We start from the raw sequence: 15149 nt of genomic DNA, 5'->3' as shown, positions 1-15149 counted from the left end.
AAAAGGGGCTGACAGTGTCAGCCCCTTTTTGATTAATTTAGGGGTAGCGCGCCTTCGAACAGCACTATTGGTAGCTCTGCTCAACAACAACTTTGACTTTAGGCATCTTGGTGGTGTCGCTGTGTTCTTCAATACCATTAATGATTTTGAAAAGTGCGAGATCAATATGGCTTGAATACTGTTTGTTTAGCGCTTCAAGAGAGTCTGATGGTTCTACATCGACAACCTTTAGAGATTTGAGGGTCAGTTTGTCGTAGTCTTGCTGCGAAATTGCCCGAAAGCTATTCATAGAGTCTAAGACGGACTCTTGCAGAGATTCGGTGGCAAGGCTTGCGACCCGATAAGTCCCTTCGTTGTGATCCAGCCACATCTGATTGAAATAGTTGGTTGTATCTTCATCGTCTGATTTTAGTGTGGTTAAGTAGCCTACCTTACCGTCCGATAGCGTTGTTGGGGTCACCTTCACTTCCATGTTGTAACGGTCTTCAATCGCAAATTTAAACCTGTCGGCATTTTGCTTAGCATCGTACTTGTTGCCTACACCAGATAAAACCACCAACCCTTGCTGCTTGTCTTCAAATGCGCCCACAGAAAGGGGTTGATTGACCGTTGTCCACTCATCTGGAAAATCGATCACAAATTTGAGTGTTGGATGGATAAACTGCTGTTCTATGAAAACCCCTTTGTCTGGGTTTTCACCGACTGTCATGCCATCCAGTGGTTGTGGGAATGCGGCATCGATAGGCAAAGAAGGTGTAATGGTTAACTTGCCTTTCATTTGATTAAGATTTTCTACGCGTTCTGGCGTGTAAGGGTGACTGTCAAAGTAGCTTTTTTCTATACTTTCCTCAGTGATGTATTCGATAGAGGTGTTCATGCGCGTGAGTACGTCACCCATTGCCGCAGGTTTATACCCTGCTTTCGCTGCAAGAGTCGCGCCTAAGGTGTCGGCTTCGGTTTCATGGCTACGACTGTACCCAGCAAGAAACAACTGATTGCTGGTGCTTATTGGGGCGTTGATTAAGTCGCCTAAATCACTGCTGACGACGCCAACGATGTTACCCGGTACTTCAAGTAGGCCCGGTACAACGCTACTTTGCATCTGTTTTACACTGTGTCGTTGCGTAACGTGAGAGATTTCATGCCCTAATACGCCCGCAAGTTCGTCTTCGGTGTTCATTAGCATCAGCAACCCGCGCGTAATATAGATGTAGCCACCAGGTAGGGCAAATGCGTTGGGCATTGGGTCATCAACAACGTGGAACTCAAACTCGAATGGTTGTTCACCCAAGTGGCTAACGAGTCGCTGACCGACGGCACTTACGTAAGTTTGCAGAGTGTCTAAGTCATACAAGCCCATTTGAATTTCTACGACCTTAGAGTTTTTGGCACCAATTTCTTTATCGTATTCTGGGCTAACAGAACAGCCTGCTAAAGCGACGATCACCGCCGATAAGGCCAGTGAACGTGAGTAAAGTGAAGAAGATCTATTCATAGAGGAGCGGTCTCTTAATTGTGGGCGTTAACTGCAGTGGTAGCGCTGATGCATTGTTTGAATGGCCGTGTCACAAAGATTTTTAAGCACTTCGATATCAATATCTGCCAACTTATTGATATATAAACAAGACCGAGCCGTTTTAGCTTTACCGAGTTTTGAAAGTTGGTCCGACAAATCATCAAAGCCAGGCATAATGTACACCGTCATGCTCTGCTTGCGAGGAGAAAAGCCGATTACAGGCCAGTGATAAGTGCCTTTAGAATTGCTGTACTCGTATTGGCCAAAACCGACAATACTGTCACCCCAAATAACAGGTTTTTTGTGGGTGAGTTGCTCCAATAATAGGCATAGAGTTTTCGCATCTTGTTGCCGTGTCGGGTGCTCAATGTGTGAAATAAATTTTTCGACACTTTTGCGTGTTGGTCGCGTTTTAAGATCAGCCATGGCCATCCTTTAGCTATTCGAGCTTAAGAAATCATTGTAATCAAAATCACCAAAAACACTAGTTTTTGTCTTTTCACACAAAGACTAAGCAAGGCTAGGCGACTAATTTGTTTCTGAAAGTGTCAAAATGTTGAGCGAATGTAAATTACTGTGAACTGCATCCACCTGAGTTGCACAAAGAGTGGACAGCGTGGTGGCTATATCATAATACTTTTGTTTAGGAGATCCCCCTACACACAATAACAAAGGAATGAACAATGAAACTCTACCAAAAAGCCCCAACCCCAAGCAGTCGCCGTGTCACAATCTTTAGCAAGCTCATTGGTGTCGAATTAGACACTGTGGAAGTGGAAATCCGCGAGGGTGAAAATCTACGTCCTCCATTTAGTGACATGAGTGTAAACGGTACGGTGCCATTATTGGTGTTAGATTCTGGAGAGTGTATTGCTGAAAGTATCGCCATTTGCCGCTATCTAGACTTGGCGTTTCCTAATCAACAGAATCTGTTTGGCACCAGTGCTGTCGAGCAGGCAACCATTGAAATGTGGCAACGTGTAGTAGAGCTTAAAGGGCTATACGTGGCGTTTCAGGCGTTTAGAAATATAAGCAAAGTCTATGAAGATAGAGAAAATTGTATTGAAGAGTGGGGGCATGAGTCCAAACAGCGAGTAACAGACTTTTTACCTGAGTTAGATGCGCGCTTGGCACAGTCACCTTACCTTGCAGGGGACGCACTTTCAGTGGCCGATATTACCGCGTTCTTGATGCTCAACGTGGTTCAAGGTGGACTTAAGATTGAGTTGGGCAGTGATTTACCGAACCTGAAAGCTTATTTCGATAAACTGGCGACAATTCCCGAGTTTTCGTAACAGTTACCTGTAAGACGAGTTTAGCTGACTTACTTAAACGGCAAACGCAACGGATACTCATAATTGAATAGTCGTATCCTGTGTTGAGGTGTAAACTGTCGCCTCTAAAATGATAGAGTGATATGTAATGAGTGATTTTGACGATCAAGAAATCGAAGTTGAAGCAGAAGAAGTCTTGATTACACAAGAGCCCGTTGAGTTATACAAAATTTTGAAGTTGGCTAACCTTGTCGATGGTGGTGGACAGGCAAAACACCTTATCGGTGAAGGTTATGTCGCCGTCAATGGCGAGCTAGAGTTTCGTAAACGCCGCAAAACTTACGATGGTGATGTGGTACAAGTGGGCGATCAGTTCTTCGTGGTGATGTTAGCCGACGAGGAGGTGATTGCAGCAGCGAGTTATGATGCTTCTCTACAGGCAGTCCAAGAGAGCGAAATCACTGATGATGTGTTCGAGAGCGAACCGATAGAAGACGTCGTGCCGACTCCTGCAGCAAATGAAGCGGTTGAACAGCAGACTAAAGATGCTGAGGACGCGGTTAAACCGGGTAAAAAGGGTCGAAAATCCATCGATTTCTTTTAATTAAACTGGACCGACTAGCATTAAAAAAACAGCCTGCATTGTGCAGGCTGTTTTAGTTTAAGCATGTAAAGCTTTAACGTGCTCGACAGAAAATTAGGCTACGGCTTTTTCTAGAATCGCGCGTGTCACGTCAAGGTCGATGGATTGGTTTTCACCAAGCTTGGTGAAGCCGTGTCCTTGCAATTGACCGACAACAGCATCAATGGCGTTCTCTTTAGTGGTTCCATAGTCCTGCAATTGTGTTGCCACGCCTAAGCTTTGGTAAAACGCTTCTATCGCATCAATTGTGCGTGTCGCTACGTCGTCACCATCTATGCCAAAGACATTACGCCCCATTTGCTCAAGCTTTGCCTTTTTATAGTCAATTTGGTTTCGTAGTAATGAAGGCTGTACAATAGCCAACGAACGAGCGTGATCGACGCCATACAAAGCGGTGATCTCGTGACCAATCATATGAGTAGCCCAGTCTTGTGGAACACCCGTACCAATCAGCCCATTAAGCGCTTGGTTGGCACTCCACATTAAGTTAGCACGCCACGCGTCGTCGTCATTATTGTCGTAGTCCGCGCCAAGTATAAGTAGGTTTTTAAGCAGGGCTTCAGCATAACCATCTTGAACCATCGCACCGGTTGGCAAAGTAAGGTACTGCTCGCAAATATGAACCCAAGCGTCGACCAAACCATTTTTAAGTTGGCGTTCTGGCAAAGTTTTCATGCTGTCTGGGTCTAAAACCGCAAACTGAGGGTAAACATGCGGAGAAAGGAAAGCGAGTTTATCTTGAGTCGCTAGTCGAGTGACAACCGCGCCTGAGTTCGACTCCGATCCCGTTGCAGGTAAAGTTAAGATGGCGCCTAGTTTTACAGCGCTCTGGACCTGATGCGAGCCCGTCATGATATCCCAGCCGTCACCGTCGTAGTGGGCAGCTGCCGCAATGTATTTGGTTCCATCAATAACCGAACCACCACCGACTGCAAGTAAGAAGTCGATACCGCGCTCTTTCACGATCGCTACCGCTTTGTCGAGAGTTTCTTTAGTTGGGTTGGGCTCTACACCCGAAAACTCTTCCCATTGGTGATTGGCTAGTGAAGTAACGACTTGATCATAAACGCCATTTTTCTTAATAGAACCACCGCCATAGACGACCAACACTTTAGCGTCGGTTGGAATAGCGGTTGCGATGGCAGATATTTGGCCTTGGCCAAAATGGATAGCGGTAGGGTTGGCAAAGCTGAATTTCATATCGGATCCCTTTAGATTGCATCAAAACAGTACACGTTTTGATTATTATAATTATGCTCCTAACATAATTGGGGTCGAGATAGTCAAATTAAAAGGGGCGAGGTCTGCATTTGTGAAATTGCGCCACAGCTTAAACCTTCTACGTTCTCGCTGCGGCGCTACTATTTAGAATTGATATCCTTCAGATATGACCACAATACCTTGATCGGAAACGGTAAAGCGCTTGGCATCAGCGACTTTATCTACACCAATTTGAGTGTTGGCTGGAATAACCACATGTTTATCAATGATGCAGTCTTTTAAAATACAGTGCTCACCCACTTGCACGTTATCAAATAAAATACTGTCTTGAACGGTGGCCCCGTTATCGACTCTGACCCCAGGGGACAAAATAGAGTGTTGTACCGAACCACCAGAGATGATCACCCCATTGGAGATGATCGAATTAATAAAGATGCCTTCGTTGCCTGTGACTGAAGGCACTGTCCTTGCGGGAGGCAACTGCTTCTCATAGGTTCTGATTGGCCAATCTTCTTGATACAGATTCATTGGCGGAACGGGCTGCAACAGATCCATATTGGCTTGATAGAAAGAATCGATGGTACCGACGTCTCGCCAATACGCATCAGCCGTGACTCGGCCCGAGTTATCGCCAAATGAGTAAGCGTACACGCCTCGCTTGTCGATTAACTTAGGAATAATGTCGTGGCCAAAGTCATGCTGAGATTCGCTGTTCTCAGCGTCCGTATCTAATGCATTTCGTAATGCCTCCATGGAGAAAATGTAGATACCCATTGAGGCTAGGGCGCTGCTCGGATCATCTAGGCTTGGAGTCGGGGTTTCGGGCTTTTCTGCAAATTCGACGATGCGCTTTTCATCATCAGTGGACATAATGCCAAAGGAAGACGCTTCGTCTAATGGGACATTCATGCAAGCGACTGTCAGATCGGCATTGGTTCGCTTGTGTTGCTTTAACATCGCATCGTAATCCATTCGATAGATATGGTCTCCCGAAAGAACCACGACATGTTTAGCATCACTGCGCGCAAGCAGCCACATATTCTGGTAGATAGCATCAGCAGTACCTGCGTACCAACTGTCTCCTTTACGCATTTGCGGAGGAACGGCGGTAATGTATTCACCTAACTCAGGATTAAACACCGACCAACCGTCGCGCAAATGCTTTTGCAATGAGTGCGATTTGTACTGAGTAAGCACCAATATTCTGCGTAGACCAGAGTGCAAGCAATTGGTTAATGTAAAATCAATGATCCGGTATTTTCCGCCAAAGGGTACTGCAGGCTTGGCACGATGATCAGTCAGGGGGGAGAGGCGAGAACCAACGCCTCCAGCGAGTATGACAGTTAGAGCGTCTTGCATGGTGGGGGACTCCTTGTATTGTAATGATAATTACCATACAAAGGTTAGGCCAATTATTTATATCTAGTAAATCATAGGGTTACAAAATTGCATAAAAAATGCGCACCACATTGGTGCGCATTGAAAAATTACATAGCACCAGATCGGTGCATTTAGCAAAACCTAAAGCAGGACAACGCTTTCAGACTAACTGACGGTCCACGCAATCGATTCACCGGCTTTGATTGGTACGACCATTTCACCACCAAAGGGCATTGCTGCGGGAACAGTCCATGGTTTTTTGGCAAGGGTGATGGTGTCAGAGTTAGTATCTAGTCCATAAAAAGCGGGACCGTTTAAGCTGACAAACGCTTCCAAATTGTCGAGCTTTCCTTCTTTTTCGAAGGCTTCGGCATAAAGCTCTACCGCTGCATGAGCGGTGTATGAGCCAGCACAACCACAAGCGTTCTCTTTCTTGTCTTTAGCGTGTGGGGCGGAGTCGGTTCCAATGAAAAACTTAGCGCTGCCGCTGGTTGCCGCCTCTACAAGAGCTTGCTGATGTGTGTTGCGCTTTAAGATCGGCAAGCAGTAAAAGTGTGGACGAATACCACCAACCAGCATGTGGTTGCGATTGTAAAGCAAGTGATGCGCAGTGATCGTTGCCGCGACATTGTCGTTGGCGTTCTTAACAAAGTCTGCAGCGTCTTTGGTCGTAATGTGCTCCAAAACGATTTTAAGTTCTGGAAAATCGTTCACAATTGGTGCAAGAACCGTGTCTAAAAACTCTTTTTCGCGATCAAAGATGTCGATGTGGTTATGCGTTACCTCTCCGTGCACCAATAAGAGCATTCCAACCTCTTGCATTGCCTCAAAAACAGGATAAATGTTTTTAGCGTTGGTCACACCTGAGTCGGAGTTAGTGGTTGCGCCCGCTGGATAGAGTTTAGCAGCAACAACTGCACCGCTGGCTTTCGCGCGACGAATTTCGTCAGGCGTGGTGTTATCGGTAAGATACAGTGCCATTAATGGTTCGAATTGACTGCTCTTGTTGTGCGCTTGAATGCGTTCCCAGTAAGCCAGTGCCATATCAGTATCGGTGATAGGCGGAACGGTGTTAGGCATAATGAGTGCGCGACCATTGTAACGAGAGATATCACGAACCGTATCAGCCAATACCTCCCCATCGCGTAAGTGCACGTGCCAATCGTCAGGGCGGGTAATTGTGAGTTGAGTCATGAGGCTTCCTTTATCGTGGTTAGCAATCGATTACATTTGGCGCGCATGATACCCAATGATGAGACGAAATTCATCAATATTTGGTTGAATTTTCTTAGCATTACTGCACGATGAGTGACAATGCTTGTGGGCTCTGCTCTAATACTGTTCACAACCTGATTGAACGAACCACATTACAAGGAGTGCCCATGCTGGCCGAAATTCATGTTTACCCTATTAAATCAACAAAGGGTGTGCCACTGGCGCACGCCAAAGTAGAAACTCAGGGGATTCAGGATGACCGTCGGTACCTTATTGCGGATTTACAAGGAAGAATGGTAACAGGACGTAAATTTCCACATTTAGTGAATGTAACCGCACAGGTGAGTCACCAAGGTCTGAGCGTGACCTCCCCAGGTAAAGAGGCACTGCATCTTAATAAACAAGACTTTGTCCGCTCGCCTGTTGAAGCCAAAGTGTGGAGTGACCGATTTACCGCGTACAGCACCACGGATGCTGCCAATGCATGGTTCTCAGAGATTATTGGTAAACCCGTTCAGCTTTTATATTGCGGTGAGCAATCAGAGCGATTCAGAGAGTCATTGGCAACCAACGTGAGCTTTGCCGATGGATATCCACTGTTACTGATCAGCCGCGCGTCGCTAAAGGAGCTCAACCGACGTTGTAGCGAAAAAATCGATATGCAGCAGTTTCGAACTAACTTGGTGGTAGAGTGCAACGAACCTTTTGAAGAAGACAGCTGGAAAAAGATTCGTATTGGCGACGTGGTTTTTGAAGTGAGTAAGCCTTGCGAGCGCTGCGTATTTACCACGGTATCGCCAACAGAGGGCGTTTTTGCACCTTCTAAAGAGCCAATCAAAACGTTAAAAACGTTTCGAGCTGATGATAGAGGGCGAGTGTTTTTTGGCCAGAATGTGGTGGCCCTCAATGAGGGTATGATCACTATGGGCGACGAAGTTGAGGTGTTGGAATACCACCCGCCAGCGCATTACCCAGACAAAGACAAATAAAATAGGCCAGCTTAGCTGGCCTATTTTTTACAATCTTATTGCGCCACTTAAGGCGGCGATCGTTTTCTTAAAGCTGATTAATCGTAAATCGTTGGAATGGCTTCACGTTTGTGTTCAGTACGCTTATAGATCGCAATCAACTTGCTGGTGACTTCTGGATTGGTATTTTTGCCTTCTAAGAAGTCATCGATCTGATCGTAGCTAAGATCCAATGCGTCTTCATCGGCCTTTTGGGGATCGAGCTCTTCCAAATCAGCCGTTGGCGTCTTAGTGACCAGCAACTCCGGTGCCCCTAACGCCTTAGCAAGGGTACGGACTTGTCTTTTGCTCAAACCAAACAGCGGCGCTAAATCACAGGCACCATCACCAAACTTCGTGTAAAACCCAGTAATGTTTTCCGCTGAGTGATCGGTCCCAAGAACAAGGCCACCTACGTAACCAGCCACTTGGTATTGAGCCACCATACGTGCGCGCGCTTTTACGTTACCTTTTACAAAATCCTGTTTTGCAGCATCTTTTGGTAGCAGGTCTAGAGATTGCAAAGCACCTTTACCAGCCGCATCCAAGCCATCGACACCATCCTTAATGTTGATCGCGATAGAGTGGGTTGGCTTGATGAAAGACAAGGCCAGTTGCGCTTCGTCTTCATCTTTTTGAATGCCATAAGGCAGACGTACAGCGATGAATTGATAATCACTGCTGTCTGTTTCGGTATTGAGTCCTTCAACCGCGAGTTGTGCTAGGCGTCCGCAGGTGCTTGAATCTACACCTCCGCTGATGCCCAATACCAACGATTTACAGCCAGACGCTGTAAGGCGACGCTGTATAAACGCCACGCGACGTTCGATCTCAAATTGAGGGTCAATCTCGGGCAGTACCCGCATTTCTTGGCGAATTTGTTGTTCCATCAGGTAATTTTCCTGTAAGCATGCGTAAAATCTAAGTAATATCATACTGAAATCACAGTTTGATAAAAGTAGTCTGTAAAGGAAACCTCGTTTTATGACGGTCAAATCTCCTAAAATAGCCGTTTTTGGCAGTGCGTTTAACCCACCGAGTCTGGGGCATTTAAGCGTCATATCCCGTTTGCAGCATTTTGATAAAGTGCTGTTGGTGCCAAGTATTGCCCATGCTTGGGGCAAACAAATGCTCGAATTTGAGCATCGCTGTGAGCTTGTTAGACGCTTTGTAGACGACATTTCCCTGAAAAATGTACAAATTTCGACCATTGAAGCGCAAATCTATGACGGAAGTCACCCTGTCACAACCTATCAACTGCTAAGTTCTATTCAAGAAAGCAATCTTGATGCCGATATAACCTTTGTAGTGGGACCGGATAACTTTTTCAATTTTTCTAAGTTTTCTAGAGCTGACGAAGTGGTCTCAAAGTGGTCCGTTTTAGCGTGTCCTGAAACGGTGGGCATCAGAAGTACACAAATCAGACAAAATTTGGTTGATGGTCAACCGATTGATCACTTAACCACGGTTTCTGTAAGAAATTATTTGATCGAAAAGAAATTTTATTACAGAATAGAGTCTGGTTAAAAGGAATTAGTAAACATGTTTTTAAGAACGACTTGTATTGCAGTGGCTATGCTTAGTGCCTCAAACGCTCATGCGTGTTGGGAAGGGCGTGCGCAATCGGTGATGCTGGTCGAAAGTGCGTTTACTCTGTGCGAAGACATCTCTACCTCTATCGATCACCTTGTTCATCAGCTACTTGAAAGCAAGTCTACCGATAGCGGAGTTGCTAACCCACTAATCTCTGACTATTGGGACGAGTGGGCCATTAACAGCACACCAGAATCCCCTCTGCTTACTCAAAGCATCCAAGGCAACGCTATTGGTCTTGGCCTGTGGCTTCCTCAAGAAATTGCCGATAAAGACGACTTAGATTATCTAGAGATGATCGAAAATCAAGGCGTTATGTTAAGTATTGGATTAGGCGATAAAAAGTCTAATGAGCCTCGCATGCGCATCGATTATCAATGGCATGACAAGTTCGAAGATTCTGTCCACGTACAAGTAGAGTTCCCAATTCGATAGCCGAGCGCTAACGATCCCGCGCTAGCCCCTCTAACGTTTTAAACCTCTTATACATTAAACTTCAATCGGTTGGCCCACAATGGATTCCCAGGTTTTTACTGGATCGTCACCAAGGTTCAATCGAATTGCGTCCCACTCTTTTTGAACTGATTTTCCAGAGAGAATGTTCTTTTGAGCATCCCGTATTGCGGTAAATTGTTGTAATTTTTCTACTTTTGTAGAGTCGACAGATTTCAGCGTTGCGATTGACTGCGCTGCCTCACCGAACCCATTCACTGTTGGGGATAGCTGCAACGCCTCCAATTGCATCACATTTAAATAAGCGTCATTAAGTTCAGTGGATTTTACTCGCTTGTCGATAATGCCTTGGGCAATAACACTGTTGTTGACTAGGCCTGCATTTTTTGGAAAATCGGCACTTATTCGTTGCGAAAAAGACCATTGAACCAGTTTAGTGTTAGGTAGATAGGTTAAAGCGACCAAACAGTTTGCAGGGATCCATAACGACGTATTGGCACCAAAATAATAATCTGTTTTACCTAGCCTGAGCAGAACTCCGCCTTTAACTACAGAAATCCAATGGTGCTGCAGACTCTTCTTACGACGGCTTGAACATAGGTATTGGAAGTTTTGCAGCTCTGAGCTGGTGGCTAAGAATTGATGTTGAGGTGAGGTTTGGTGCAACATATTGAAGGCTCAATGGTCGATAAGGTGCATAGGGTACCCAGAAAAGTAGAGCAATCCAACATTTGTACCAAAATTTACCAAAAAAGACTGTTTGTGGTCTGACCTTGTAGCCTAAACTTAAGTACTTGCTGATTAACACTCGTATTATGAGTAGAATTGGCGCGCATTGACTTAATAGATAGCCGTAGAATGAGCGAACAACAAGACATTTACCAAGAGATCAGACCCTACCACGATTCAGAAATCAGTGGAGCGATTCAGCGATTGATCAACGACGCCGAATTTACCAGTGCGATTGTTCGCTTCAAATTTCCCAAATTACCCAAACTGGTCCAAGCAGGCTTAACCCCCGTGGTTAAGATCGCGTTAAAATCCAAGCTTTCAAAGCTAAAGACCGTCCATGACGTTCAATTGGAAGTCGAAAAGTATCTGACTAAAGCTTTGGATCAGAGCAGTGAGGGCGTCTCTTATGAGGGACTGGACAAGTTAGATCCAAACACACCTTACTTGTTTATTTCGAACCATCGCGATATTGCTATGGATCCGGCGCTGGTCAATTATGGGCTTCATCACAGTAAACATCAGACAGTACGCATAGCAATTGGCGATAACCTTCTTAAAAAGCCTAGCGCCACCGAGCTAATGAAGATTAACAAAAGCTTCATTGTAAAACGCTCTGCGAAAGCGCCAAGAGAAATGCTCAAGGCTTTGGGACTGCTTTCTTCTTACATTAAGCATTCGCTTGAAACCAATAACTCGATTTGGATTGCGCAAAAAGAAGGGCGTGCCAAAGACGGCAATGACTTTACCGATCCAGCGATCATCAAAATGATCCAGCTAGAAGGGAGAAAACGAAAGCTCTCTTTTGCCGATTACATCCACTCATTAAGAATTGTCCCTGTGGCCATTTCTTACGAAAACGACCCATGTGATATTGCGAAAGCGAAAGAGTTGCACGAAAAGGCAACAGAAGGTGCGTATCAAAAGAGTGAATTTGAAGACATCGATAGCATTGTGAAAGGCATCATTGGGTACAAAGGCCGCATCAGCGTTCGATTTGGTCAGGTCATTGATCAAGACCATGACATAGAGTCGCCAGAACAATTAGCGGCTGAGCTTGATGCACAGATTCATGATTTGTACCAGCTTTACCCTATCAACTACTTAGCGGCAGGAGTAGAGCACGAGTCAATTACTGAGAAAACTAAGCAGCAATTGCAATCAAAGTTGGATCAGTTACCAAAAGAAGCTCAATCGCTTCTAATCGCCTCTTACGCGAACCCTTATAACAACCGCCAGCAAGACCTCAAATAAGCTCGGATATTGCACTGGAGGCAACTTGCGGGGTTACTGAACCACGTAGCCTCCAAGGTTGAGCTCTTCTGGCCACTCTCCTATCTGGTTTCCCCCTAAAAAAATGTTTCCGGTAACAGACAGTGTTTGTGGGAACGCATTTACGCTCGAGCCACCGAGGTAAAGATTTCCATCCACGCGAAGGTTATTAGGCAGCTCAGTAATTGGCGCTCTAATGATGGATAAATCCCCCTTAACGTGCAGTTGCGGGGGGAGGCTTTTGAGTTGGGTATCGGTGAAATTAAGATAGCCACCCACCATGATGCCCGCTGGCCAATAGGTTAGAGGAGAGCCAAGAAAGTCCGCGAAACCTTTAATGCTCACACCAGGGGCGACAGAAACAATAGCACTGTTATGCGCCTTTAAACTGCCATTGATCACCACACCTTTGTCGATTTTAGTGACTAGGCTTTTGGATAAATCGAGATTTCCTTTTACTTCAAAAGGACTTGGAATGGCGGTGTAATGAGTAAGCCGAAGATCCAAGTTGCCATAACTGTCGATGTGGTCGTGAATGCGGTAACGATCAAGAGGGTTGGTTTGCGCGAATACAGCAAGGCTCGGTAGTACAGCACCTAATATTAAAAACGGTGTTAGAAACTGGACAACTCTTATGCGCATACGGTGATTTACTCAGCATTCTTGATGCAATCTAAATAAGCTTATATTGGTTATCGGAAAATTTGGGTAAAGCTTTAGAACTATCAGCAAGTGCTTTGACTGGGACCATTTAAACTTTGGTCCGGTGTTGTTAAGGGCATAAAAAAACGCCCTGTTAGATACTAGCAGGGCGTTTTAATGTGTTTAGGACGTTGGCGATTAGCGAGATAAAGTGCGAGACTTTAGGTCAAAAATCAATTTTTCTGCGGTGACTTCAAATTTGAATTTGACGTGCATTTCAGTGGTGTCGGCATCGATATTGGACGCTTCAAACTGCACATTTTCGTTAATGCTTTTTGCTAGTGCCAGATATTTATCGAATTCTGCTTTAAGTGTTTCAGCTGAGCCAGAGAAAAGCGAAACTTGAGAAACTTCGTCGCCTTCTTTGATCATAAAGCCGACTTCAGCGCTGCATCCACAGGCTTCACACAGTTCTGCGTCTTGATATTGTTCAGTCATATTGAGCTCACATTCTAAATAGAAAAGTAACAAATTTGATTCTATGGAGTGTATCGCTAGTGAGTGTGACTCGCCACACAATTTTTAGGGTTTAATGAAACTATCTCACTAAATGCAAAGCAGTTGTTGTGCGTTGTAACGTTTCCATGAATGTAATGTTGCAAGGAGTGCCTCAAAAGTGAGTCATTCTGTCATCTGTGTGTCAGAATGCAATTCTGTTTATTGATTCCGTACGCCATCTGTATAATATAGACGCACCAATAATAGTTAGGTGGAAAACCTCCTCCACTACAGTTAAGTATGGGATGACTTCATACACCTGTTTATGTGTTTTATGCCTAATGTTGGAAAACAACAACTAGAAATTAAAGGTTTGTAGTATGCCAAAGCGCAGTAAAGAAGATACAGAAATCACTATCAACAAGATCATGGATGCTGTTGTTGATCAGCTGATCACCTTAGGTTACGACAAAATGTCGTACACCACGTTGAGTCAGCAAACAGGTGTTTCTCGTACAGGCATTAGCCATCATTTTCCTAAGAAAACCGATTTTACCGCCGCCCTAGACGGTCGAATCTTTAAAATGTTTATGGATCATTTGGACGTGAACAACGGACTAGACGGATTTTCTAAAAGCTGGGAAGTCTCTCTAGAAAACAGCGAATTCCTAGCGATTTTACGCTTGCTATTCCACCATGTTGTGACCTCTGATAACTCACAAGATTTTGCCCGTAACGGCATTGATCGTTTGTTTATATTGCTAAACGACCTATACGGCGAATCAAGTCAGCGTGAACTGGAATGGTTACTCGGTAAGACATTGGTTACGCTAAGCAAATAATCATTGATTGCTTGCAAAAATAAGGGCTTGTAGTGATTCTACAAGCCCTTATTTGCATTCTAATATTGAGATTTTGGTTATGTTCGCCAAAGTACTTTAACCACATGCCATCCAAATTTGGTTTTAACCAGCTGCGGGGTTAACACCTCACCACTAAAACAAGCTTTATCAAATTGCGGCACCATCTGCCCGCGACGAAACTCACCAAGATCGCCCCCTTTTTTACCAGAAGGGCAGGTCGAGTATTTCTTGGCTAATGTTTGAAATTTAGCCCCTTTTTTAAGCTGCTTGATGATGTCTTCAGCTTGGTTTCGGTGTTTGACCAAAATGTGTAAAGCGTGTGCGGTATTTGCCATGAAATTGGATAGTCCGATAGTGTCGTTTAGCCGAAGTTTACCATTATGAACTGGAGTGATCTAATACCAATCGTTGCTTCCCAATGCGTATGAGGTGTTGGAGTAACGCCACACACAGTGCACCAGTGAGTACACCTACTACATTGACCACCATGTCTAGCCACGCAAAATTTCGCGTCGGTATAAAATGCTGGAGGGACTCATCGAGTGTCACTAAAAAGAGTATTGGAAGTATGGATGTTGTTAAACCCAACGGAAGACTTCGCCAAGCTTTAAGCGAGGTGAGTTGCGCTACTAATCCTAAAGAAACGGCAATAATAGCGTGCAAAAATATTGAATCACCTAGGACTTGTTCAGCATGCTTGATTAAAGCTACATTCGCACCAATCGATCTTAAAACCGACGCGCTTCCCGCCGCGAATACACACCCTAGCAAGATCAGCAACAACGCCGTACGTCTAAATGTGAAAGTGGAAATATACAACCATGAAGTCCTACAGCTCGATTT

Annotated in this window: 18 protein-coding genes; 7 read left to right on the top strand and 11 right to left on the bottom strand. The window is 44.9% G+C overall.

Translation table 11 applies throughout. The features are described 5' to 3' along the window. Positions 1-64 precede the first annotated feature (64 nt). Positions 65-1495 (bottom strand): M48 family metallopeptidase, encoded by a 1431-nt coding sequence (locus tag JQC93_RS11270; protein WP_205158539.1) that lies wholly within the window; start codon positions 1493-1495, stop codon positions 65-67. 27 nt (positions 1496-1522) lie between these two features. Continuing rightward, a complete protein-coding gene (locus JQC93_RS11265) occupies positions 1523-1942 on the bottom strand; it encodes a DUF1801 domain-containing protein (RefSeq protein ID WP_205158538.1) in 420 nt (139 codons plus the stop codon). Between the two features lie 257 nt (positions 1943-2199). On the opposite strand from JQC93_RS11265, the gene JQC93_RS11260 reads away from it, so the two are divergent. Next, entirely contained in the window at positions 2200-2811 is a 612-nt protein-coding gene (locus JQC93_RS11260) for a glutathione S-transferase family protein (RefSeq protein WP_205158537.1), read from the top strand. A gap of 127 nt (positions 2812-2938) precedes the next feature. Further along, entirely contained in the window at positions 2939-3394 is a 456-nt protein-coding gene (locus JQC93_RS11255; protein ID WP_205158536.1) for an RNA-binding S4 domain-containing protein, read from the top strand. A gap of 93 nt (positions 3395-3487) precedes the next feature. On the opposite strand, the gene JQC93_RS11250 is transcribed toward JQC93_RS11255, so the two are convergent. From JQC93_RS11250 to pyrC, 3 genes are all read right to left on the bottom strand, one after another. After that, the gene (locus JQC93_RS11250) at positions 3488-4633 is read right to left on the bottom strand and encodes an iron-containing alcohol dehydrogenase (protein ID WP_205158535.1); all 1146 of its coding nucleotides are present in this window, start codon (positions 4631-4633) and stop codon (positions 3488-3490) included. A gap of 165 nt (positions 4634-4798) precedes the next feature. Continuing rightward, the gene (gene glgC, locus JQC93_RS11245; RefSeq protein WP_205158534.1) at positions 4799-6013 is read right to left on the bottom strand and encodes a glucose-1-phosphate adenylyltransferase; all 1215 of its coding nucleotides are present in this window, start codon (positions 6011-6013) and stop codon (positions 4799-4801) included. Positions 6014-6199: 186 nt separating this feature from the next. After that, positions 6200-7228, bottom strand: coding sequence for a dihydroorotase (gene pyrC, locus JQC93_RS11240; RefSeq protein ID WP_205158533.1), 1029 nt, complete (start codon positions 7226-7228; stop codon positions 6200-6202). Positions 7229-7416: 188 nt separating this feature from the next. Here pyrC and JQC93_RS11235 point away from each other — a divergent pair, with 188 nt between their 5' ends. Then, positions 7417-8238 carry an MOSC domain-containing protein gene (locus JQC93_RS11235; protein ID WP_205158532.1) on the top strand — a complete coding sequence of 274 codons (822 nt, stop codon included), beginning with the start codon at positions 7417-7419 and terminating at the stop codon, positions 8236-8238. A 77-nt stretch (positions 8239-8315) separates the two neighbouring features. Here JQC93_RS11235 and nadE read toward each other — a convergent pair whose 3' ends face one another. After that, the gene (nadE, locus tag JQC93_RS11230; protein WP_205158531.1) at positions 8316-9146 is read right to left on the bottom strand and encodes an ammonia-dependent NAD(+) synthetase; all 831 of its coding nucleotides are present in this window, start codon (positions 9144-9146) and stop codon (positions 8316-8318) included. A 94-nt stretch (positions 9147-9240) separates the two neighbouring features. Between nadE and JQC93_RS11225 the strand changes: the two genes are divergently transcribed. Together JQC93_RS11225 and JQC93_RS11220 are read left to right on the top strand one after the other, a co-directional pair. After that, positions 9241-9783 carry a nicotinate-nicotinamide nucleotide adenylyltransferase gene (locus JQC93_RS11225; RefSeq protein WP_205158530.1) on the top strand — a complete coding sequence of 181 codons (543 nt, stop codon included), beginning with the start codon at positions 9241-9243 and terminating at the stop codon, positions 9781-9783. Between the two features lie 15 nt (positions 9784-9798). Further along, entirely contained in the window at positions 9799-10284 is a 486-nt protein-coding gene (locus JQC93_RS11220; protein WP_205158529.1) for a hypothetical protein, read from the top strand. A 54-nt stretch (positions 10285-10338) separates the two neighbouring features. On the opposite strand, the gene JQC93_RS11215 is transcribed toward JQC93_RS11220, so the two are convergent. Continuing rightward, complete coding sequence (locus JQC93_RS11215; RefSeq protein ID WP_205158528.1) at positions 10339-10971, bottom strand: hypothetical protein; 633 nt, start codon at positions 10969-10971, stop codon at positions 10339-10341. Between the two features lie 189 nt (positions 10972-11160). Between JQC93_RS11215 and JQC93_RS11210 the strand changes: the two genes are divergently transcribed. Continuing rightward, a complete protein-coding gene (locus JQC93_RS11210) occupies positions 11161-12285 on the top strand; it encodes a 1-acyl-sn-glycerol-3-phosphate acyltransferase (protein WP_205158527.1) in 1125 nt (374 codons plus the stop codon). Positions 12286-12318: 33 nt separating this feature from the next. Here the strand turns inward: JQC93_RS11210 and JQC93_RS11205 are convergent, their stop codons facing one another. Continuing rightward, the gene (locus JQC93_RS11205; RefSeq protein WP_236009515.1) at positions 12319-12945 is read right to left on the bottom strand and encodes a hypothetical protein; all 627 of its coding nucleotides are present in this window, start codon (positions 12943-12945) and stop codon (positions 12319-12321) included. Between the two features lie 198 nt (positions 12946-13143). Then, positions 13144-13443 carry a DUF406 family protein gene (locus JQC93_RS11200; RefSeq protein ID WP_205158526.1) on the bottom strand — a complete coding sequence of 100 codons (300 nt, stop codon included), beginning with the start codon at positions 13441-13443 and terminating at the stop codon, positions 13144-13146. 380 nt (positions 13444-13823) lie between these two features. On the opposite strand from JQC93_RS11200, the gene JQC93_RS11195 reads away from it, so the two are divergent. After that, positions 13824-14285: a TetR family transcriptional regulator gene (locus JQC93_RS11195; protein ID WP_205158525.1), complete on the top strand. Its 462-nt coding sequence runs from the start codon at positions 13824-13826 to the stop codon at positions 14283-14285. 77 nt (positions 14286-14362) lie between these two features. On the opposite strand, the gene JQC93_RS11190 is transcribed toward JQC93_RS11195, so the two are convergent. Both JQC93_RS11190 and JQC93_RS11185 read right to left on the bottom strand, forming a co-directional pair. Beyond that, on the bottom strand, positions 14363-14641 hold the full coding sequence (locus tag JQC93_RS11190; RefSeq protein ID WP_205158524.1) for a peptidylprolyl isomerase: 279 nt from the start codon (positions 14639-14641) through the stop codon (positions 14363-14365). Positions 14642-14684: 43 nt separating this feature from the next. Further along, positions 14685-15125: a VanZ family protein gene (locus tag JQC93_RS11185; protein ID WP_205158523.1), complete on the bottom strand. Its 441-nt coding sequence runs from the start codon at positions 15123-15125 to the stop codon at positions 14685-14687. Positions 15126-15149 lie beyond the last annotated feature (24 nt).

The sequence above is a fragment of the Vibrio ulleungensis genome (assembly GCF_016900875.1).
Classification (GTDB): domain Bacteria; phylum Pseudomonadota; class Gammaproteobacteria; order Enterobacterales; family Vibrionaceae; genus Vibrio; species Vibrio ulleungensis.
The sequence above is the reverse complement of the archived record's forward strand: the minus strand, read 5'-3'. Positions and strand labels throughout refer to the sequence as shown.

Excerpts from the sequence above, each read along its gene's own strand:
- JQC93_RS11270 (WP_205158539.1), bottom strand. The coding sequence starts at position 1,495 with ATGAATAGATCTTCTTCACTTTACTCACGTTCACTGGCCTTATCGGCG.
- JQC93_RS11265 (WP_205158538.1), bottom strand. The coding sequence starts at position 1,942 with ATGGCTGATCTTAAAACGCGACCAACACGCAAAAGTGTCGAAAAATTT.
- JQC93_RS11260 (WP_205158537.1), top strand. The coding sequence starts at position 2,200 with ATGAAACTCTACCAAAAAGCCCCAACCCCAAGCAGTCGCCGTGTCACA.
- JQC93_RS11255 (WP_205158536.1), top strand. The coding sequence starts at position 2,939 with ATGAGTGATTTTGACGATCAAGAAATCGAAGTTGAAGCAGAAGAAGTC.
- JQC93_RS11250 (WP_205158535.1), bottom strand. The coding sequence starts at position 4,633 with ATGAAATTCAGCTTTGCCAACCCTACCGCTATCCATTTTGGCCAAGGC.
- glgC (WP_205158534.1), bottom strand. The coding sequence starts at position 6,013 with ATGCAAGACGCTCTAACTGTCATACTCGCTGGAGGCGTTGGTTCTCGC.
- pyrC (WP_205158533.1), bottom strand. The coding sequence starts at position 7,228 with ATGACTCAACTCACAATTACCCGCCCTGACGATTGGCACGTGCACTTA.
- JQC93_RS11235 (WP_205158532.1), top strand. The coding sequence starts at position 7,417 with ATGCTGGCCGAAATTCATGTTTACCCTATTAAATCAACAAAGGGTGTG.
- nadE (WP_205158531.1), bottom strand. The coding sequence starts at position 9,146 with ATGGAACAACAAATTCGCCAAGAAATGCGGGTACTGCCCGAGATTGAC.
- JQC93_RS11225 (WP_205158530.1), top strand. The coding sequence starts at position 9,241 with ATGACGGTCAAATCTCCTAAAATAGCCGTTTTTGGCAGTGCGTTTAAC.
- JQC93_RS11220 (WP_205158529.1), top strand. The coding sequence starts at position 9,799 with ATGTTTTTAAGAACGACTTGTATTGCAGTGGCTATGCTTAGTGCCTCA.
- JQC93_RS11215 (WP_205158528.1), bottom strand. The coding sequence starts at position 10,971 with ATGTTGCACCAAACCTCACCTCAACATCAATTCTTAGCCACCAGCTCA.
- JQC93_RS11210 (WP_205158527.1), top strand. The coding sequence starts at position 11,161 with ATGAGCGAACAACAAGACATTTACCAAGAGATCAGACCCTACCACGAT.
- JQC93_RS11205 (WP_236009515.1), bottom strand. The coding sequence starts at position 12,945 with ATGCGCATAAGAGTTGTCCAGTTTCTAACACCGTTTTTAATATTAGGT.
- JQC93_RS11200 (WP_205158526.1), bottom strand. The coding sequence starts at position 13,443 with ATGACTGAACAATATCAAGACGCAGAACTGTGTGAAGCCTGTGGATGC.
- JQC93_RS11195 (WP_205158525.1), top strand. The coding sequence starts at position 13,824 with ATGCCAAAGCGCAGTAAAGAAGATACAGAAATCACTATCAACAAGATC.
- JQC93_RS11190 (WP_205158524.1), bottom strand. The coding sequence starts at position 14,641 with ATGGCAAATACCGCACACGCTTTACACATTTTGGTCAAACACCGAAAC.